The following is a 19,814-nucleotide window of genomic DNA, read 5'->3' on the forward strand; positions in this document are numbered from 1 at the left end:
TATGAGGTATTGGGGCTTTTGTCTTTAAAATGACTTAAAAGTGAAACTAGATTGTCATAACTGCTTTCTAAACTGAGCACGGGAAAATTCTAAAACATATTCGGATAAAGTTATGACAAATTCAGCCAGCCGACATACACGCCGTGAAGTGCTTACTTGGTTAGCCAGCATTCCATTTCTTCCACTTGGGGCAATGGCAACTTCAGCCACACTTGCAGGTTGTAATGATGATGATAAAAATACTGCAGTTAAACCACCGATCAATCCAGCTAAATTAAAATCTGCAACATTTATACCAATGGATGCACCGACAGTTGTTGCAGCAATGGCTACTACAACATGTACTTCAAAACTTTCGATTAATTGGGATGATGGTAGCTCAACTACTTATCAACTGGGATATAAGCCATTCTTCTTAACAGGTACTGAAGTTCCAGATGGTAAAGGTGGTAAAGTTATAGCAGGTGGTTATTATGATATTAAAAACCAACCTATTATCGATAGATCTGTAGCAGGCAAAGAGCGCCAATTTTTCTCTGACTGTCCAGATGGTAGTTCTCTAATCAGTTTTAAACAAGCAACTGGCAAAGACTTTACCGATGCCGATAAAAAAGCTTTGGGTGTAACAGGAAATCCAGTATTCCATGTGGTTCAATTTGAATACCTTACTAAAGATCAAGCAGGCGGAGATACTTACGGTAAGTTGTCATCACCAATTGCAGTCCTTACTCTAGATCAAGATCCTAAAACAGGTCATTTAACTTTAATTAAATACCACAATGTAGATACGTCTAGTGCACATGGTCTATGGATTACGTGTGGTGCGAGTTTATCACCTTGGGGAACACATCTTTCAAGTGAAGAATACGAGCCAGATGCATTTAATCAGGGATTAGGTCAATCAGCAGCGACACTTAAAGCATTCAGTAAAAATATATATGGTGATGAGACCTCTGCAAATCCATATAACTATGGGCATTTGCCTGAAATTACAGTAAAAGCTGATGGTACAGGTTTAGTGAAAAAGCATTACTGCCTAGGTCGTATTTCACATGAGTTGGTACAAGTATTTGCGGATAATCGTACAGTACTTATGGGTGATGACTATACCAATGGTGGTTTGTTTATGTTTGTTGCAGATAAGGAAAAAGATTTATCTGCGGGAACACTGTATGTTGCAAAATACACAACGCAATTAACCGATACAACATCGGGTAAAATTTCTTGGATTAAACTCGGTCACGCAACCAGTGCAGAGATTGAAAACTTGATTAAAAGTGGTATTAAATCCACTGATATTTTTGATTCAAAATTACAGATTGCAAAATATCCAACAGATGCTACGGCTGATGAAAAACAAGCGATTGATGCTTCAAAACCAACTGCTGACCAAAAATTATTGGCAGATGCAGCAAAAGCTCGTTTGAAAACGCAACAGACCAACCAAAAAGCAGAATTGGAAGCTCAAGGTTTTAAATTTACTTATTTAAGTAAAACAGGTGTTTATCTGAAATTGAAAGATAACTCTGATAAAACTAAACTTGCAGCAGCATTCCTTGAAACACATCGCTATGCTGCTTTTGTTGGTGCATCGATGGCATTGACGAAAAATGAAGGAACAACAGTAAATACCACAGATAAAAAAGCTTACTCTGCTTTAGCAAACATTGTTGACTCAATGGTTGAAGGCGGTAGTGGTTATCTTGCTGAGCACAATGTGAAGTTTCCTAAAATTACCGCTGGTGGTATTTTAGAGCATAAATTGTCTGGCGGACAAATCGACAGCACAAATGTAGCAATTAATAGTGAATGGGTTCCAAGTGAATCAAGCGTATTGCTTAAAGGAAAAGACATCAGTTTTGATAGTTTCGGGAATACTGCAGATCCATCACAAATTGCTAGTCCTGATAACTTGAAGTTCTCTGAAAAGTTACGCGTGTTATTTATTGGTGAAGACTCAGGTAATCATTTGAATAATTACTTGTGGGCTTATAATGTAGATACGAAGAAATTGGATCGTGTTTTATCTGCACCAGCAGGCGCGGAATCAACAGGTTTACATGCTGTTGATGAAGTAAATGGTTGGACATATATCATGAGCAACTTCCAGCATCCAGGTGATGAATGGTATCGCTTCTATAAAGATAATGAAGATGGTTCACGTAACGGTTTAAGTAAAGACATGCTTGCTCAACTTGATGCAGCGATTAACACCAACTATAACAACAAGTTCGCAGCGGCTGTTGGTTATATTACGGCAGACCCAATTGCACCTTCGGTTGAGAAAAAATCTTCTTAATTTCGATTTTGAATAAAAAAAGCAGCGATATTTCGCTGCTTTTTTTATAAATGCCAAATTAATGATCTCGATTGGCTTTTTCAACTAAGCCAGAAAGCCCTTGACGGCGTGCAAGCTCGTTGAGTACCAATTGCACGTCCAACTCAAAATAACCAAGCATCACAATGGTATGGAACCATAGATCTGCAACTTCATAAATCAGATCATTTTTATGATCTTCACACGCTTCAGATTTAAAATCTTTAGCAGCAATGATGGTTTCAATACTTTCTTCACCAATTTTCTCTAAGATTTTATTTAAACCTTTATGGTAAAGCTTTGCCACATAAGAAGAATCTGGATCAGCTGCTTTACGTTCAGCCATCATTTTGCCTAAATAACCCAAGACTTCGACTTGTTCAGCCTGCGCATTGGAGCTATTCATGGCAATAGTATGCGAATTCGATGAAGGTTTTTCACCGTATATTGCATTTGGATCTTTTAATTGTGCATCGACAATTTCCCAACCCGTTGCAGTGAGCTTGCGATAGAAGCAAGACTCTCGACCTGTATGGCAGGCGATTCCACCATGCTGTTCAATTTGTAAGACGATGACATCTGCATCACAGTCTAAACGGATTTCATAAACGGTTTGAAAATGGCCAGACTCTTCGCCTTTAAACCATAATTTATTTCGTGAACGAGAAAAATAAACGCCCTGCATTTTTTCAGCAGTCAGTTGTAATGCTTCACGGTTCATCCATGCCACCATCAAAATACGTCCAGTTTGATGATGCTGTGCAATAGCAGGAATAAGTCCTTGTTCGTTAAATTTTACTTCATCGAGCCATTGCAGATTGTTCATAGGATTTCACCAAGTTATAAAAAGAAAGAGCGCTACGTTGACATGGTAGCGGTTGTATAGTGTACGTTATTTCCAGCATTTTAGGAAAATATTGATTATGGATTGAGTCGAGATTAAAACGCTTGTCCACACTTTAAAATTACAGAATGGGTAACTTGAGTGCACATTATTTTTCTCTTACCAAGGATGATCGAGCAATATCTTCATACTTCATTTGGGTAAACATACCTGATTTTAATCCCGACACAGTGATTGCCATTTCTTTACGAAAATAAGGGATACGATACATCCAAGAGAAGCTTAGATCTCGTAAACCGCCTGCCCACCAAAGATCAGACTGGTAAAGGGGCGTGAGTAAACGGCTTAAAAATTGATAGAATGCAGATGAGCTTTTGCGATGTTGGTGATAGCACTGCCATAGCTTTGTATAATCGATCGTTTGATTGTTTCGGGCAACTTGAACTGCTTGTCCCAAAGCCCATGCATCTAAAAGCGCCATATTTGCACCTTGTCCAAGCTGCGGGCTCATGGCATGTGCAGCGTCTCCAATGATACCGATACGTCCTTGCCCAAATTTAGACAGCACTACATCACGATAATGGGCAGAAAGCCATTGTTGCTTTTCTTCAGGATTGGCGATCACTTGCTCTAACCACTCTGCTGCGGGCTTCCAGCGTTTGGATAGCGCTTTTAACCACTCTGTACGGGCTTGTTGATGAGGTAAGAAATTTCCAAGCTGATCGGTTGGAAGACTCCAGAAGATACTGGAAAGTCGTTGCTTGGGCTGAGTGGGAATTGCGCCTGTAGGTAAGATTCCCATCATGATCTTAGAGCGATCATAAAATTGGTGCAAAATTTGAGTATCGAGCTGCAAACATTCAGGCACAATGGTCCATTTCGCGCCCCAAGGGTAAGCTTGATCGATTTTAACCCATTCGATCGGTCTTAATTGGCTTCTTGCACCATTGGCAACAATAACGCTATCAAAGACTTCATCAAAAGACTCACCATTGACCTGACCGAAAACTCGGATTTCATCTGCTGATTCTTTAAGTTTTTCAATATCGGCATTCATGTGCCAAGTGATCAGTTCAGGAAATTCATGGCATTTATTTTGCAAAACATGACATAAGCTTGCTCGATGGATACCTAAACCATAAAAATCGGGATGGGCTTGGGCATAATGACTATCTACCAGTTTAAAGCCATTGGCGAGTTGTCCCTCTAAGCCTGTGACCATTGCACCAAGTTTAACCGCATCATCAAGCACACCTAAGTGCTCAAAAACTGCAAGTCCAGACGGTTGAAGCAATAAGCCAGCACCGACAGGTTCAAGCTCAGATACTTTCTCAAAAATAGTAACTTGAATATTTTGTTGTGCGAGTAAAATTGCTGCAGCAAGCCCTGCTGTTCCTGCACCGACGATGGCAAATTTTGGCGTTTTAGTTTGATTCATTATTAGAGTAAGTGCTTTGAATGATTTAAATTTAACAAAAAGCAGGGAATTAACAAGCAGTAATTTGAATCAAGCTCTTTTTTTACTAGTCCCCGCTGCGCCTTGCGCTGCAAACAAAGCAGTGCTTTGTTCTTGCTCAGGGTTGTGGCTAAAATTATCTCAGTACGTTATGAAACTCGGAAATAGTCCCGCTATTCTCTTCGTTTCCTGCTTTACGACGTATACGTCTCATGCTCAATTTTAACCTACAACGCAAACCATTTATGAAATGTCAACAGACCCTAATGGATCTTAGCCAAAAATCAACGCCTATAGGCGAAACCAGATACGGATTAAATTCAGTAAAAAATAATACGTAAAGCTTGAGCCATGACTGGCTCATTTCTCAGGCTGATATCTCAAGTCATCGAGAATACTGTTGTGATGTATTTAAGTTGTTGAAAATCATATTTATTCACCGTTAGATGAGGTAGTCAATGGGGGAGAATAATTATAAATCTAGCATCACTTCAGCAAAATTTTGTTTCTCCAGCATTTCTAAAAATTCATCACCTAGTCGCTGACTTTCTGCCACAGACTGCTTCCATAATTGTTTTCGCTTCTGATCATCCAGACCTTTCATCACAAAATCTTTGCGATCTGGTAACCGTCCTAAAGGCAAAGATTTTAAATAGTCTTGAGAAGGCGAGATCAGTAAAGTCCGTGCTTGGTTTGCAGGATTGGCTGTGCGAGATTTAAACATTTTGTCAAACCAGCCTGGGATGATACTGTCGGCAAAATGTGGATATAAAACAATCCCTTTACTCTCAAAAGGCAAATCGATGTGATAGTCGATCAAACCACCATCTCGATACGCGCCTTGTGGCGCATCGGCAATATTTTTTACCGCAGGTGTAACTGCCGGAATCGAACCTGAGGCCATCAACCAATCCGCAACATTGTGCTGATTAAAATTTAAATAATGGGTTTTAAAAGCATCATCCTGAATTTTAAATTGTGGGAACTGAGCAGGTTGACAAATGACTCGCTGCATAAATTTATTCAGATGGTTTCTTGAAATTGCATTACTGCCGATAATGCCGAGTAAGGAGCTATACAGTGCAAGCTTTTGATCACTTTGAAATAAATGTTCTGCTTTGGCTGCGATAATCGTAAGGTGATATTCGGGATGTTCGACCAATTTTTGGCTGTGTTGGTCTAAAATGCTGTACAGCATCTCGCGAGATATTTTTTCAATCTCTGCAATGGTCATCTTTTTATGAAAGGGCAAGTTGATATATAACTCTGCCAAACGCTCAGGACCGAGTTGTTCACCTTGCGCTAAAATTCCAGCAAAGCGCCATGCACCAACAGATGAACCAATTAAAAAACGTCGTTGTTTGGCACGCTGTAGAAAATCACCGAAAATCGCCTGATCCAAGCCCATTAAACCAATGCCTTTGGGGCCGCCAGCTGCGCCGGGAATCATATCGACTTGATGTGCAGATAAGCCTTCTTGTTGTATGTGTTGTTTGGCGAGTGAGCCTGCACGTAAGGTGATTGCTGCAGGGCGTTTTTGTAGAATTTGGGTCATGATTTCACTCACTCAAACGAATATTTTTATTTTAGAGTGCGTGATAGATTGAACAATGGCGAGAGCTGTCACTCGGTGACTTAGCAGTCATAGACAAAAAAGCCTATTCATTGAATAGGCTGAATCACTTTATTTGGCAATCCGCCAAACTGCTAAAACAGTGGCCAAGACAATCAAAACAATTGAAATATACCACGGTGCAATGATTGCAATAGAGAGCAAAATCGCCATGATGCTGCCGAAAATCCAGCTACGTTTTTGTTGCTGTTCCACTTCTAAACGCATCATTTGCAACTCATGCAGTTGTTTTGCATGCCATGCAGATTGATTTTTTAAACCATTTAAGCTGTCAACCATCAAGGTTGGGAAATCCTGTGCGCCTAAAAGTAAGTCAGGAATTTTCTGTCCTAACTCTTTTAAGTTTTTCTGAGGATTCATTTGTGCTTTTACCCATTCGGTGAGAATCGGTTTTGCCAGTTTCCAAATGTCGAGTTCAGGATATAAATCGGTACCTAAACCTTCCACATGTACTAGTGTTTTGAGTAATAACATCAATTGTGGTGGAATTTCTAAATGGAAACGACGCGCAATGTCCATGACTTGAATCAAGATACCTGCAAAGTCCAATTCATGCATCGGTTTGGACACCATTGGTCCAACAGTGCGACGCATTTCACGGGATAGCGCATCTTGATCGGTACCCGGTGGAATCCAGCCCGCCTGATGCACAATTTGAATCAGTTGTAAGAAGTCGCTGTTCATGACCGCAAGCAACATACGTGCAACGGTCATCTGATCTTGTTTAGATAGCTCACCCATAATTGCACAGTCAAGGGCAATATAACGAGGGTGGCTTGGATTCAAGGTTTCAACAAATACGTTGCCGGGATGCATATCGGCATGGAAGAAATTGTCACGAAATACTTGTGTAAAGAAAATCGTTAAACCCTTTTCAGCAAGATCTTTACGATCCATTCCGAGCTTTTCAAAGGTTTCAATATCCGAAATGGGAACACCGGTGATCCGCTCAGCAACCATAACATCTTTGCTGTCCATATAGACTTCAGGCACATACATCATGCTTGAACCCGTGAAGTAATGACGCATACGACGGGTGTTGTCTGCTTCTAGCGTAAGATCTAGTTCATTTAAAATCACTTGACGATAATTCTGGATGATTTCAGACAAATGCACTGCACGAGCTGCTTCAAGCCGTTTTTCTAAGCTTGCTCCTAGCCATTGCAGAATTTCAAAATCCTGTAGAATCTGACTGCGAATATCTGGACGAGTGACTTTCACCACCACTTCACGACCATCATGGAGCGCAGCAGTATGGACTTGTGCAATAGATGCAGCAGCCAAAGGTTGTTCATCAAAACGGGCAAAAATTGTAGAAATATTGGCTTTCAGCGATTGCTCAATACGCGCTTTTGCAATATTGACCTCGAAGGGTTTAACCCGATCTTGTAATAAAACCAATTGTTGTAAAATTTCAGGTGGAATTAAATCACGACGCGTGGAAAGTAATTGCCCCAGCTTAATTGCTAAAGGCCCCATTTCTTCTAATGCTTCTTTAAGCTTGAGCGGGTTTTTACGTTCTTTACTTGACCATGCCGCAGGGTGTAAGCGAATTAAAGCTAAAGCATGCCGAGCTTTTTCAGGTAATTCTTCCGCAGGGACCAGTGTGTCGAGTCTATAGTGCGCGGCGATGCGCCAAAGTTCGAATAAACGGGCAATATGCGGAATCATATATTAAATTACCTGATCTTGATTTTGAGTAAAGTGAGATTGAAGTTGCTGAATTTTTGCTTCAAGTCGGTCAATATTTTGGTTCAGTTGGCGGGTATCTTGTTGCAGATCATCCATTTGCCAACGCGGAGCCAATACACCCGTATCTTCTTTTAAAAAGTCTTCCACAAAAAATAAATGACTTTGCAGTGAGCGTTTGAGATGCTTTGGCGCCAGTTGGATTTTGCCAATTTCATGTGCGAGTGCAGGACCAATCCACGGGCTAAGCTGGGCTGCCAAATCAGGCTCAAGCTGTTGGATAATATTTTGAATGTCCTGTAACAGGTGATAATCACCTTGTAGAGGAATATTGCCAATATCATCCGCAACAAATAATTTAGCCAATTCAACAACATTCTTTACATGTAATGTTGCTGTCGCTTCTGCAATCGCAACATTTTTGTCAAAAGGACGTTGTTCAAAAATTGAAGGTGTTTCGCTTTTACCAGTCACAGTCGGTTCAAGACGGATTTTATTTTGATCAAAGTAAACATCGACAGAAAGCTGAGGCGTATCCATCACGACACGTAACAGTTTGCCTTGTAACTGATTAAATTGGATGCGGGTAATTGCATCCAAATTAATAAACTGATTGATTAATCGTTCAACTGCACCGAGTGCCAGAATTGACCACATAATTCAACCTTGCTTGTTATATCTTGAGGAAATTACAGTTTAAAGCCACGGTGTACCGCCACGATACCACCGGTTAAATTGTGGTAATCACAGTTTTGGAAACCGGCATTTTCCATCATACCTTTTAAGGTGCGTTGGTCTGGATGCATACGAATAGATTCGGCCAAATACTTATAACTTTCTGCATCATTGGCAACAACTTTGCCCATAAATGGTAAAGCCGTGAAAGAATAGAAGTCATATAGCTTTGAAAATGGTTCAAATACTGGTTTTGAGAACTCAAGGATCAGTAAACGACCACCTGGCTTTAATACACGATACATCGCTTGGAGTGCAGCGTCTTTATCGGTCACATTACGTAGACCAAAGCTGATGGTGAGCAAGTCAAAACTATTGTCTGCAAATGGCTCTAAGGTTTCAGCATTGGCCAATACAAAATCAACATTGGTACAGCCAGCATCAATCAAACGATCACGACCAACATTCAACATTGACTCGTTAATATCAGATAAAACCACATGACCTGTCGGGCCAACTTCGCGGCTGAAAACTTTGGCTAAGTCACCTGTGCCGCCTGCAATATCAAGCACGTGCTGACCACGACGTACACCTGACATATTGATCGCAAAGCGTTTCCAAAGGCGGTGAATACCAAATGACATTAAATCATTCATAATGTCGTATTTGCTTGCGACAGAATGGAAGACTTCAGCGACTTTTTGCGCTTTTTCTTCACTATTAACAGTTTTGTAGCCGAAATGCGTAGTTGCGCCGACATTACCTGTATTGGCACCACGTGGGAGGTTGTATTTTGGCACAGTCCCTGAAACTGGCGTATCTACCAGTTGTTGCTGCAAGGACTGTTGTTGACCTTGTGGAGTACCTTGCGGTAATGGTTCTGTTAGAAATGGACTCACTTTGTCTGTATTCGTTGCCGTTTCAGCAGGGGCTGTAGGCTTTTGGTTTTCATTCGACATTTGAGTCACTCCTGAACACAAAAATGGGAAATTTTATATTGCTCTGCATAATGACAGATTCTGCATAATTTTGCAGTCCTGATCATGAAATTGTTATGAATAATATACAAAAACCGATCTTAGAGATCGGTTTGATACAGCCAAAAATTAAATTAATCCTGAAATGGATTGGGATCTCCAGCATGCACTTTTTCGACAATATCACGTTCTTTTAGGGTAAATGCATGGATAAAATCAGCTGCAGATTTCATCGGTTTCATCGCAATAAAACCTTCGCCAATAAAGTCATACATCAATTCAAATTTATATTTGATTGCAGTGCCTTTACACATTTTAAATGCAGTATGCATAATAAATGAACGCATGTATTTGTCTAGTGCACCACCCAAATCATCCAATAAACCCAGCTGTTGTTGACGGGCTTCTGCTTGATCTAATTTCAGCAAGGTCAGTCGCATCATTTCATCATCAATCACTTGATCAACAGGGTAATCCTTGAGTAATTGTGCCGCGACTTGTTCATCGAGTTGCATAGCAAGTACCGCCAATCCAACAGATTTTAAACCGGTCTTAATGGCATTTTCAGGGAGAATTTTTTCTGCTTTATGTGCATATTTTAATAAACGTTCAATCTGTATCGCCAAATCATCAAATTCAGGTCCACCATATAAGCGGTTGATAAAATATTTTGCCATCAATTGATTTTCTTTTTGATTGAATAGCGCATGATGGGTCTTTTCAATACGCATTTTTAACCAGTCTTGTGCTTCATGCAGGCGTTTTTCTAGAATTGGGTCAGTGTGATAACTCAATTGTTGATATTGTTCTAAAAGCTGATCAAGTGCAGCAAGTTTTGACATACAAAAACTCTAGATTTCGTTTAGTAACAGCATAAAGGCAGTTGGCACGTATCACTATGACAAAAGTTAAAAAACAATAGAGAAATATGGTCAGTGGCTTTTTAAATAGCCAATATCAAAGATTTTATACAGAAAAATAATATAACTCTATTTTAGGGAATGGGTATACTCAGTTGAAGTTTCAGACCATAGAGAAGCAGATGATTGAAGAACAATTAGCGTTTGCATTACGTGATGAAGAAGAGTTATCCGTTGATCTGATTGAGGCACAATATGCCTTAAAGAATTCTAAAGATAAAAATAATGCCAAAAGCTTGGTTATTTTAGTCAGTGGTATCGAGCTTGCGGGGAAAGGGGAAGCGGTTAAACAATTACGTGAATGGGTTGATCCTCGTTACTTACGGGTTAAAGCAGATCCAGCCAGTTTATTTAGCAGTAAACAAAGTTTTTGGCAGCCTTATGCACGGCACATTCCATCAGAAGGGCAAATTCAGCTGTTTTTTGGCAATTGGTACAGTGACTTATTGTCAACAGCGATGCATGTTTCTAAACCTTTAGATGAAACCTTGTTCGATACCTATATTGAAAATATGCGTGCTTATGAACAAGACCTAAAAAATAATCATGTTGATGTGATTAAAATTTGGTTTGATCTACCATGGAAAAGCTTACAAAAGCGTTTAGATTCAATGGATGCGTCTGAACAGCGTTGGCATAAGTTAATGGGTTTGGATTGGCGGAATAAAAAACAATACGACATTGTGCAAAAATTACGTCAACGTTTTACTGATGATTGGTATGTGATTGATTGCGAAGATTGTGTTGCTCGAGATCAACAATTTGCTCAGTATATTTTGCAAGCGTTAAAGCAGTTGCCTCGACATAAAACAGCAGTGAGAACCAAGTGGAAACAGGCGACTGTACCTGAGTCGTTATTGCAACCTGCTACAGAAGAACTGGATAAAGATCAATATAAAGCTGAATTAAAGAAATTAACCAAAAAAGTATCGGAAGCGCTACGCAATGATTCACGCAATGTCATCATAACCTTTGAAGGCATGGATGCAGCAGGTAAAGGTGGGGCAATCAAGCGGATTGTGAAAAATCTTGATCCGCGTGAATACGAGATTTATACCATTGCTGCACCAGAACAGTATGAATTGCGCCGACCCTATTTATGGCGTTTTTGGACCAAGATTCAACCTGAGGAAAAGATCAGCATTTTTGATCGTACTTGGTATGGTCGAGTATTGGTTGAACGTATTGAAGGCTTTGCCAAACCTGCGGAATGGCAACGTGCCTATGATGAAATTAATCGCTTTGAAAAAGATTTAACGGATAATCAAACCGTGTTGGTTAAATTCTGGTTGGCAATCAGCAAAGATGAACAAGAAGCACGTTTTAAAGCACGTGAACAAACACCGCATAAACGCTTTAAAATTACCCCTGATGACTGGCGAAATCGTGGACATTGGGACGATTATTTAAATGCGGCTGCGGATATGTTTGAACGAACCAATACTGAGTATGCACCGTGGCATGTGGTTGCGACCAATGATAAGTACACGGCACGTATTCAAATCCTTAAAACGATTTTAAAGCAGTTAAAAGCGGATTAGACATGATCAGGCGTTGGTTCCTATGAGAACATTACACAAGATTTTGCTCGATCATAAACAGCACTTAACTCAGCCGAGTGAAAAGTTAGTTCAGCAGTTGATTCGAAAACTAGACAATGATTCATATTTACCTGATGGTAAAAATGTTCATAAATTACACCTACTTTCTACCAGTGAAGTAGATAAGTTTTTACTCAATTGTTTAGCTAAATATCAACTGAGCAATGAACTTTATGATTTAAGCAATCATGATATCGGAAGTTTAAGAGCCGTCTGGGCTGTATTGAGTTTCTCTAAAAATCCTGAAGTCATTCAATATTTTGATGATTTTATTTTAGAAAATATTCGTCATCAGCCTGCGTATTTAGCAAATCTTTTTGAAATTTTTAATTTCTTGGAGGCGCCTCATCCTTCTGTTGAGCAAATTCGACAGTATTATGATCAACGCTTGCCCGAGTTGCCTGCTTATCAATTATTGAAGCGATTAGATATTCATCCAGTTGATCTATTCAATTGGTCAATTTCATTTATTTTAACAACCGATGGTGAATGGTTGACACCAAGAGAACTTACTGATGAAGAAAAGAACCGTCGTTATATATTAGAAATTAGATTAAATTCGCCTGAAGCATTGAATGATACTTATAGGGTCGAGATAATGAATGATTTTTCTTTAAAGAGAAAAAGGATCATTTTAAAACAAAGCGGTACATTTACAATTGATATCGATCAGATGAAATTTCCATCAGTGGATTTGTTGAATTTAAACCTGTTTTTGACGCATATAGAGCAATTTTTAAATATACAATTCAATTTCGAAAAGTTTGCATATCTATCTGTAACGAAAGGGATTCAACGTAAAAAAGTCGAGGCATGGATCAAAAACCGATTTGTAATTTAAAGGGTTATTTTTAAATAATGTTTTGTTAATGGAGAAAGCCTATTGCTTAAAATCTCCTAATCTAATGAATGCCCCAGAATTTTTTTAAGTAAAAATTTTAAAGCAATTTTTTCGGCGGGATTTAATGCAGCGAGGGTTAAGTCACTAATACTTGCAGCAATCGGAATCGCTTGTGAAAGCTCTTGAATACCCGATGGTGTAATATGAATCAACACCTTGCGTTTGTCATGTTGATCAGGATCTTGTGAAATAAAAAGCTTGTCTTTTAATCGCTGGATAATGCCACGAATGGTTGCTTGGTCGATACCAGTTTCCTCAACCAATTCTTTTTGCGAACATTCTTTTAATTTATTGATGGCATAAAGTACAGCGAACTGAACCGAAGTGAGGCGAGTTTCATCCAAACTTTGTTGAAAAATCGTTAAATGATGAAAGTAAGTCCGTCTAAGTAAATATCCCACTTGTTCTTCAATTACATATTCATCATTCATGTTTGACTTCTTTATCATGTGAGGAAAATTAGACCCGAAGATTTAAAATATTGAAGCTTTTTTTAAACTTTAACAGGGCCAGTATAAAAGGATTGCATAAAAATAACGACCATAATGCTACTTGGTCGTTATGCTTTGGTTGGATGTATTAAACATTTGATTTTAATAGTTAGTTTCTTCGCGTTAGCTGAGCGCTATAGGAACGCCTTGATCAACAACCACTAAATCATCGAGTTTCACTGTACAGTTACGAAGTGGAATATCCATATGACATGGGGTCTTACGGCTACCACCTACTTCTGTGTTAGGTCCCGTTGAAAATAAAAAGTTACCATTAAAAGCACGTGCATCCATACACATGCCATCATTTTTATCATGCAAACCCATCGCTGTCCATTGTGCTCGAGGTTGTAAGCCCCAACCAATGTGTGAAATTCCATACACCTCTGGATCATTAAAATATTTCATATAATCACGGAGATATTCTGCTTCAAATCCACCATGAATTTGAGTAATTACCCCCTTTTCGATTTCTAAAGTAACTCTTTCACGGGCATAGGTTTTAAAGGGTAATAAAATATCACCAATATCTAAAACCAAGATGCCTTCTGCCATATTTTCATTGGGCCAAGTGAATAAGAAACCACTCGGCCAGTGATCCCAGCGCCCAACTTCGTCAGCAAAGCCATATTCAGTTACAGCAGGGTATTGCCCAAGCGGAGCATAAAAATCTGTGCCTGCCTTTGAGGTCACATGCATACTTTTCGCTTTCTTTAAGTATTTTTCAGCAGTTTGAACCCGATGTTTGTCTTCTTGTGTGGGCAGCATACGAGCGAGAATTTCTGGGGGTTCCACGGCCAGTAAAATTCGTGTTCCTGTTTTTAAAATCTGTTCTTGTTCTGGTGAGTGCAGCAACATCATGGTGTCAATGATGAGGTCGACAGATTCAAGTGCTTGTTGTGCAGCAAAATTACCCGTTAACGCAGTATCACCACAATAAGCGGTCATATCGTTCCCCCATGGCTTGGGGATGATTAAATGAAGGTAATTCTAAAATAAATACTTTGGCTTTTAACCGACATGCTGCATCAAGTGCGGCTTGAACGGTTTGTTGATGTGAATAATGACTTTTTAAAATCGCCACACTTTGTGTTTCATCGATTTTGGATAAGGTTAAAACATGCTCAAACATTTGGGTCAGTTCAGTGCTATTTACAGGCATGATGGTGCTCCTTTTTCATCGCTGTTTTTTGTATTTTTAAAGAGTATACACTTTGATAAGATGGATTGTACATTTATTACATCATTGTAATTAAATTAATTATTAATAATAAACAAATATTTAATTGATTTTATGGATTGAGATTTGTTTGATAATTTAAAGTGTGTAGACTTTAATATTATCGTGGAGTATATCTATTAAAAGAAAAATTTGTTTGATGGAGTAAACAATGAATAAAGCAAAAAAAATTGCAGTGATTGGTGCAGGTCTTGGTGGCGCTTCAATGGGACTGCTACTACAGAGAGCGGGTTTTGATGTTGATGTCTATGAACAAGCAGCAGAATTTTCTCGTTTAGGTGCTGGTATTCATATTGGCCCAAACATTATGAAAATCTTTCGAGAAATGGGTTTAGAGCAAGATTTGGAAGACATGGGATGTCATCCAACGCATTGGGTCAGCCGTGATGGAAATACTGCAGACTATATGTCCAATGTTGGTTTGACTGGATATGGGGCAACCTATATCACGATCCATCGTGGTGATATGCATGCCCGACAAATCGAAGCATTGCAGCAAGACAAATTACATTTTGCCAAGCGCTTAAGTGCTGTTACTCAAAAGCTAGATGGAGTAACGCTAAGCTTTGAGGATGGCACAGTAAGTGATGTTGATATTGTGATTGGTGCTGATGGGATTAACTCAAAAATTCGAGAAATCATTCTTGGACCAGAAGCCCCTTTATACAGTGGTTGGGTTGCGCACCGTGCCATGATTAAAGGAGAACAATTAGAGAAATTAAAACAGCAATTTGATTTAGATGACTGTGTTAAATGGTGGTATGAGGATCGCCATATGATGGCCTATTACACCACCAAAGAACGTGATGAGTACTACTTTGTTACAGGTGTGCCTCATCCAGCATGGGATTTCCAAGGGCAAAGTTTTGTGCCTTGCTCAAAACAAGAACTATTTGAAACATTTAAAGATTTTCATCCAACCATCCAAGCCATGATTGAAGCCAGTGAAGATATTACCAAGTGGCCATTAAACAATCGTAATCCACTACCGATATGGAGCAATGGCCGGATGGTGTTGCTTGGCGATGCTTGCCATCCCATGAAACCGCATATGGCACAAGGCGCAGGTATGGCGATTGAAGATGCCGCAATGCTCACGCGTTGTTTGCTGCAAACAGGGTTGGACCACTATCAGGAGGCATTCAAATTATATGAACAAAATCGTAAACAACGTGCGAGTCGAGTGCAAGAAGTTTCCAATGCCAATACCTTCTTAAAAAGCCAAGAAGATCCAGCTTGGGTGTATGGATATGATGTATATGCACATGCATTAAATGAGGAGGAGGCCGTATGAGTCAATTCCTGTATGGGTCTAATGTAGCGATCAATCAAGTCCGCTTACATTATCTTCGTTATGGTGGGAGAGGGCATGCTTTGGTGTTGATCCCCGGGATTACCAGTCCTGCCATTACTTGGGGATTTGTAGCGGAAAAATTAGCACAATTTTTTGATGTCTATGTTTTGGATATTCGAGGCCGAGGGCTGTCTTCTTCGGGGGAGCATCTGCAATATGACACCGATACCTGTGCGCAAGATATTCTAGATTTTGTTAAAAAATTGGACTTGGAATCTTATTATTTGGTTGGGCACTCGATGGGCGCGCGTTTTGCGATTCGTTGTGCTGCGTTTGAGCCAAAAGGTTTGAAAAAAATAGTCTTAATTGATCCACCTGTCTCAGGTCCAGGACGACGTGTTTATCCGAGCCAATTATCCTGGTATGTCGATTCTATTCAGCAAGCGATTCAGGGGATGAATGCAGAAGACATGAAGCAATATTGCCCATCTTGGACTTTAGCGCAAAGACAATTACGTGCAGAGTGGCTACATAGTTGTTATTTACCAGCCGTTATCAAGTCTTTTCATGATTTTCATCATGTTGATATTCATCAATATATCTCAAAAATCAAAGTACCAACTTTATTAATGGTGGCTGGCAAAGGCGATGTGATCTCGGCAGGCGATATTGCAGAAATCCAATTGCTTAATTCACAGATTTTGGTGAGCCGTGTGGAAAATGCAGGGCATATGATTCCTTGGGATGACTTAAATGGTTTCTTAGCCGGCTTTTCAGATTTTTTAGGACAGAGGCTTATTTAAGGAGGAATGCTCATGCAACGAATTTATAAAATTGGTCAAATCGTACCCAGTTCCAATACCACGATGGAAACTGAAATTCCAGCGATGTTGAAAGCACGTCAACTGATTCGTCCTGAAACATTTACCTTCCACTCTAGCCGTATGCGGATGAAACATGTCAAAAAAGAAGAGCTTGCGGCAATGGATGCACAGTCTGACCGTTGTGCTTTAGAACTTTCAGATGCCCAAGTGGATGTATTGGGATATGCCTGTCTGGTTGCGATTATGTCCATGGGCATCGGTTATCACCGGGAGTCAGAAAAACGTCTACATCGAGTCACGGTTGATAATGATGCTGCAGCGCCTGTCGTCACCAGTGCTGGCGCTTTGGTTGACTGTTTGAAGCTGATGAAGGCGAAAAAAATTGTTGTTGTTACGCCCTATATGAAACCCTTAACCGAATTGGTGGTGAATTACATTGCTAAAGAGGGTTTTGAAATTCTCGATTATGTGGCCTTAGAAATCGCTGACAACATTGCTGTTGCGCAACATGACCCTGCTGATTTGCCCAACATTGTGCAAAAGCTGAATTACCAAGATGCAGATGTGATTGTGCTTTCAGCATGTGTGCAAATGCAGTCACTTCCTGTAGTCGCTAAAGTTGAGGCACTTACGGGTAAGCCCGTGATTTCAGCAGCAATTGCAACAACCTATCAGATGCTTAAAGCAATGGATTTAGAGCCAATTGTACCGGGTGCTGGTGCATTGCTCTCTGGCGCATATGCATAAGGAGTGTGAAATGAATCAACAATCCCTAAATGATAATTATCAAGGCGTGTGGGGAAATCGAATTGGTTTTGGCAAGAAACCCGTGCTGCTGTTGGTCGATTTTATCCAGTCTTATATTACGGCATCTGAGCCTTTATATGCGCCTGATGTGATTATTGCAGTTCAAGAAACCGAAGCGGTTTTGGCACTGGCACGTGAACAGAATATTTTAGTGATTCACACCAATATTCTTTATCACGCGAAAAACCAAATTGACGGGGGAATGTGGGTAAAAAAATCACCCGTAATGGCAGCGATGACAGTGGGTAATCCAGCCACTCAATTTTGCCCACAAGTTCAACCGCTCGACACTGAATTGGTGATCACTAAAAATTATGCAAGTGCTTTTTTTGCAACAAGTTTGTCATCGGTTTTAAACGCTGAGGCGATAGATACCGTGATTATTGTGGGTTGTTCGACCAGTGGGTGTGTTCGCGCAACAGCCGTGGATGCTGTGCAACATGGATTTAGAACCATTGTGATCCGTGACTGTGTTGGGGATCGTCATCGTGAACCCCATGAAGCCAACCTGTTTGATATCGATAGTAAGTATGGAGATGTTGTATCAAAACAAGAGGTCTTGAATTATTTCACTCAAAACAAAAATTGATGATTGATACAGCTAAAAATTATGGACGTTAGGGTAATAAAAAACCAAGGATAGAATGGTTTTTGGTGATGCATTAAAACAAAAGAGAATGTGCAGATCATCAGTGACATAAAAGCTTTGTTCATTTTGTTCTAAGTATTACAAGAAAAACAACTCACTTGGTTTGTTATCTAAAGGAGTTAGATATGTCTACCAGTGTTGTAAAACCACAAGAAATTTATCCTGAACAAGAGGTTCAGGTTTATAAAAAAGTGATTTGGAAACTGATTCCATTCCTGTGTTTCTGTTATATCGCAGCCTATTTAGACCGAATTAATGTCGGGATTGCCAAATTACACATGTTAAATGATGTGAACTTGAGTGAGGCTGCGTTTGGGTTAGGTGCAGGGCTTTTCTTTGTTGGCTATATTATTTTTGAAGTACCCAGTAACTTGGTTCTGGAAAAGGTCGGCGCAAAAATTTGGATTGCGCGGATTATGATTACATGGGGGATTTTGTCTGGTTTAACCATGTTTGTGACCACACCGATGCAGTTTTATGCGCTACGGTTTCTGCTCGGTGCTGCGGAAGCAGGCTTTTTACCCGGGGTTTTGTATTATTTAACCACATGGTTCCCAACATATTATCGCGCTAAGATCATTGCCTTATTTATGATTGGTTTACCCTTGGCGGTGATTATTGGTAGTCCGCTATCAGGTTGGATCATGACCACCTTTGATCAAGTTTATGGATGGGCAGGTTGGCAATGGTTGTTCTTTTTAGAGGCACTTCCAAGCGTGATCTTGGGTATTTTGACATTTAAAATGTTACCGAATCACTTTTCCAAAGCCAAATGGCTCAATGATGCTGAAAAATCAATCATTGAAAAAAACCTCAATAAAGATTTAGAAGGCAATGACTCTGCCAAACAAAAGCATAGTTTTAAAGATGGATTTTTCAATACCAATATCCTAAAACTCGGTGCAATTAATTTTTCGATGTTGCTGTGTACCTATTCTATGGGCTTTTGGTTGCCGACATTTATTAAAACCACAGGCGTTGCCAATTTATTAAATATCGGATTACTGGTTGCCATTCCAAGTATTGTTGGTTTGATTGCAATGTTGGTCATTGGGCGGAGCTCAGATAAATATAGAGAGCGTCGTTGGCATATGGTCGTACCATTTATTTTTGGTGCAGTCGCACTGTTTTTAACCACAATGTTTAGTAGCAATATTGTCATGACCTTGATTTTGTTCTCGATTGCTGCGATTGCGACCACAGGCACCATCCCCGTGTTTTTTAGTCTTCCTGCAACTTTTTTATCAGGAACTGCGGCGGCGACAGGGTTTGCACTGGCGTGTTCTATTGCCAACATTGCCGGCTTAGTCAGTAACACTTTGGTGGGTTATGCCATTCAGATTACCGGTAAACCAGAAGGCGCACTCATCGTGTTCTCAGCATGTTTATTGTTGAGTTGCTTCATTGTGCTGTCTTTGCCTAAAACATTAGTAAACAAATAAATTAAAAAAATTGAATGGCAATGCGTTCGGGAGAACAAATTGCTGAGGAGGTTC

16 protein-coding genes and 1 pseudogene are annotated in these 19,814 nt (G+C 39.8%); 8 read left to right on the plus strand and 9 right to left on the minus strand.

Features of this window, described 5'->3' with window-relative positions; genetic code table 11:
* The first annotated feature begins 112 nt into the window (after positions 1-112).
* Positions 113-2,299: an alkaline phosphatase PhoX gene (locus PYV58_RS01570; protein ID WP_034615020.1), complete on the plus strand. Its 2,187-nt coding sequence runs from the start codon at positions 113-115 to the stop codon at positions 2,297-2,299.
* A gap of 58 nt (positions 2,300-2,357) precedes the next feature.
* Here PYV58_RS01570 and hisIE read toward each other — a convergent pair whose 3' ends face one another.
* The 7 genes from hisIE to PYV58_RS01605 form a co-directional block, all read right to left on the minus strand.
* Positions 2,358-3,143, minus strand: coding sequence for a bifunctional phosphoribosyl-AMP cyclohydrolase/phosphoribosyl-ATP diphosphatase HisIE (gene hisIE, locus PYV58_RS01575; RefSeq protein WP_034615017.1), 786 nt, complete (start codon positions 3,141-3,143; stop codon positions 2,358-2,360).
* Between the two features lie 166 nt (positions 3,144-3,309).
* Positions 3,310-4,599, minus strand: a complete 1,290-nt coding sequence (locus tag PYV58_RS01580; RefSeq protein WP_034615015.1) for an NAD(P)/FAD-dependent oxidoreductase — start codon at positions 4,597-4,599, stop codon at positions 3,310-3,312.
* 490 nt (positions 4,600-5,089) lie between these two features.
* A complete protein-coding gene (locus PYV58_RS01585) occupies positions 5,090-6,172 on the minus strand; it encodes a patatin-like phospholipase family protein (protein ID WP_034616390.1) in 1,083 nt (360 codons plus the stop codon).
* Between the two features lie 129 nt (positions 6,173-6,301).
* Positions 6,302-7,921, minus strand: a complete 1,620-nt coding sequence (locus PYV58_RS01590) for an AarF/UbiB family protein (RefSeq protein WP_034616387.1) — start codon at positions 7,919-7,921, stop codon at positions 6,302-6,304.
* 3 nt (positions 7,922-7,924) lie between these two features.
* Positions 7,925-8,596, minus strand: coding sequence for a hypothetical protein (locus PYV58_RS01595; RefSeq protein WP_004725474.1), 672 nt, complete (start codon positions 8,594-8,596; stop codon positions 7,925-7,927).
* Between the two features lie 32 nt (positions 8,597-8,628).
* On the minus strand, positions 8,629-9,573 hold the full coding sequence (gene ubiE, locus PYV58_RS01600; protein WP_004725476.1) for a bifunctional demethylmenaquinone methyltransferase/2-methoxy-6-polyprenyl-1,4-benzoquinol methylase UbiE: 945 nt from the start codon (positions 9,571-9,573) through the stop codon (positions 8,629-8,631).
* A 152-nt stretch (positions 9,574-9,725) separates the two neighbouring features.
* Positions 9,726-10,433 carry a hypothetical protein gene (locus PYV58_RS01605; RefSeq protein WP_004725477.1) on the minus strand — a complete coding sequence of 236 codons (708 nt, stop codon included), beginning with the start codon at positions 10,431-10,433 and terminating at the stop codon, positions 9,726-9,728.
* Between the two features lie 200 nt (positions 10,434-10,633).
* On the opposite strand from PYV58_RS01605, the gene PYV58_RS01610 reads away from it, so the two are divergent.
* Positions 10,634-12,052: a phosphate--AMP phosphotransferase gene (locus tag PYV58_RS01610; RefSeq protein ID WP_034616384.1), complete on the plus strand. Its 1,419-nt coding sequence runs from the start codon at positions 10,634-10,636 to the stop codon at positions 12,050-12,052.
* Between the two features lie 22 nt (positions 12,053-12,074).
* On the plus strand, positions 12,075-12,953 hold the full coding sequence (locus PYV58_RS01615) for a hypothetical protein (RefSeq protein WP_004816712.1): 879 nt from the start codon (positions 12,075-12,077) through the stop codon (positions 12,951-12,953).
* A 56-nt stretch (positions 12,954-13,009) separates the two neighbouring features.
* Here the strand turns inward: PYV58_RS01615 and PYV58_RS01620 are convergent, their stop codons facing one another.
* Both PYV58_RS01620 and PYV58_RS01625 read right to left on the minus strand, forming a co-directional pair.
* Positions 13,010-13,444: a MarR family winged helix-turn-helix transcriptional regulator gene (locus tag PYV58_RS01620; RefSeq protein WP_004816714.1), complete on the minus strand. Its 435-nt coding sequence runs from the start codon at positions 13,442-13,444 to the stop codon at positions 13,010-13,012.
* Between the two features lie 183 nt (positions 13,445-13,627).
* A pseudogene (locus PYV58_RS01625) lies at positions 13,628-14,666 on the minus strand (2,5-dihydroxypyridine 5,6-dioxygenase).
* A gap of 229 nt (positions 14,667-14,895) precedes the next feature.
* On the opposite strand from PYV58_RS01625, the gene PYV58_RS01630 reads away from it, so the two are divergent.
* From PYV58_RS01630 to PYV58_RS01650, 5 genes are all read left to right on the plus strand, one after another.
* A complete protein-coding gene (locus PYV58_RS01630; RefSeq protein ID WP_034616383.1) occupies positions 14,896-16,038 on the plus strand; it encodes an FAD-dependent monooxygenase in 1,143 nt (380 codons plus the stop codon).
* A complete protein-coding gene (locus tag PYV58_RS01635) occupies positions 16,035-16,841 on the plus strand; it encodes an alpha/beta hydrolase (protein WP_034616381.1) in 807 nt (268 codons plus the stop codon). Before PYV58_RS01630 ends, PYV58_RS01635 begins: the two co-directional genes overlap by 4 nt.
* 12 nt (positions 16,842-16,853) lie before the next feature.
* Positions 16,854-17,609 carry an Asp/Glu racemase gene (locus tag PYV58_RS01640; protein ID WP_034616377.1) on the plus strand — a complete coding sequence of 252 codons (756 nt, stop codon included), beginning with the start codon at positions 16,854-16,856 and terminating at the stop codon, positions 17,607-17,609.
* Between the two features lie 10 nt (positions 17,610-17,619).
* Complete coding sequence (locus tag PYV58_RS01645; protein ID WP_034616374.1) at positions 17,620-18,258, plus strand: isochorismatase family protein; 639 nt, start codon at positions 17,620-17,622, stop codon at positions 18,256-18,258.
* 185 nt (positions 18,259-18,443) lie between these two features.
* A complete protein-coding gene (locus PYV58_RS01650) occupies positions 18,444-19,760 on the plus strand; it encodes an MFS transporter (protein ID WP_004816727.1) in 1,317 nt (438 codons plus the stop codon).
* Positions 19,761-19,814: the final 54 nt, after the last annotated feature.

The sequence above is a fragment of the Acinetobacter sp. TAC-1 genome (assembly GCF_029025845.1).
GTDB classification, from domain to species: Bacteria; Pseudomonadota; Gammaproteobacteria; order Pseudomonadales; family Moraxellaceae; genus Acinetobacter; species Acinetobacter guillouiae.

Bases quoted from the DNA above. Each gene is read 5' to 3' on its own strand.
- PYV58_RS01645 (WP_034616374.1), top strand. From the start codon at position 17,620: ATGAATCAACAATCCCTAAATGATAATTATCAAGGCGTGTGGGGAAAT.
- PYV58_RS01610 (WP_034616384.1), top strand. From the start codon at position 10,634: ATGATTGAAGAACAATTAGCGTTTGCATTACGTGATGAAGAAGAGTTA.
- PYV58_RS01570 (WP_034615020.1), top strand. From the start codon at position 113: ATGACAAATTCAGCCAGCCGACATACACGCCGTGAAGTGCTTACTTGG.
- PYV58_RS01630 (WP_034616383.1), top strand. From the start codon at position 14,896: ATGAATAAAGCAAAAAAAATTGCAGTGATTGGTGCAGGTCTTGGTGGC.
- ubiE (WP_004725476.1), bottom strand. From the start codon at position 9,573: ATGTCGAATGAAAACCAAAAGCCTACAGCCCCTGCTGAAACGGCAACG.
- PYV58_RS01595 (WP_004725474.1), bottom strand. From the start codon at position 8,596: ATGTGGTCAATTCTGGCACTCGGTGCAGTTGAACGATTAATCAATCAG.
- PYV58_RS01615 (WP_004816712.1), top strand. From the start codon at position 12,075: ATGAGAACATTACACAAGATTTTGCTCGATCATAAACAGCACTTAACT.
- PYV58_RS01585 (WP_034616390.1), bottom strand. From the start codon at position 6,172: ATGACCCAAATTCTACAAAAACGCCCTGCAGCAATCACCTTACGTGCA.
- PYV58_RS01635 (WP_034616381.1), top strand. From the start codon at position 16,035: ATGAGTCAATTCCTGTATGGGTCTAATGTAGCGATCAATCAAGTCCGC.
- PYV58_RS01640 (WP_034616377.1), top strand. From the start codon at position 16,854: ATGCAACGAATTTATAAAATTGGTCAAATCGTACCCAGTTCCAATACC.
- hisIE (WP_034615017.1), bottom strand. From the start codon at position 3,143: ATGAACAATCTGCAATGGCTCGATGAAGTAAAATTTAACGAACAAGGA.
- PYV58_RS01580 (WP_034615015.1), bottom strand. From the start codon at position 4,599: ATGAATCAAACTAAAACGCCAAAATTTGCCATCGTCGGTGCAGGAACA.
- PYV58_RS01590 (WP_034616387.1), bottom strand. From the start codon at position 7,921: ATGATTCCGCATATTGCCCGTTTATTCGAACTTTGGCGCATCGCCGCG.
- PYV58_RS01650 (WP_004816727.1), top strand. From the start codon at position 18,444: ATGTCTACCAGTGTTGTAAAACCACAAGAAATTTATCCTGAACAAGAG.
- PYV58_RS01605 (WP_004725477.1), bottom strand. From the start codon at position 10,433: ATGTCAAAACTTGCTGCACTTGATCAGCTTTTAGAACAATATCAACAA.
- PYV58_RS01620 (WP_004816714.1), bottom strand. From the start codon at position 13,444: ATGAATGATGAATATGTAATTGAAGAACAAGTGGGATATTTACTTAGA.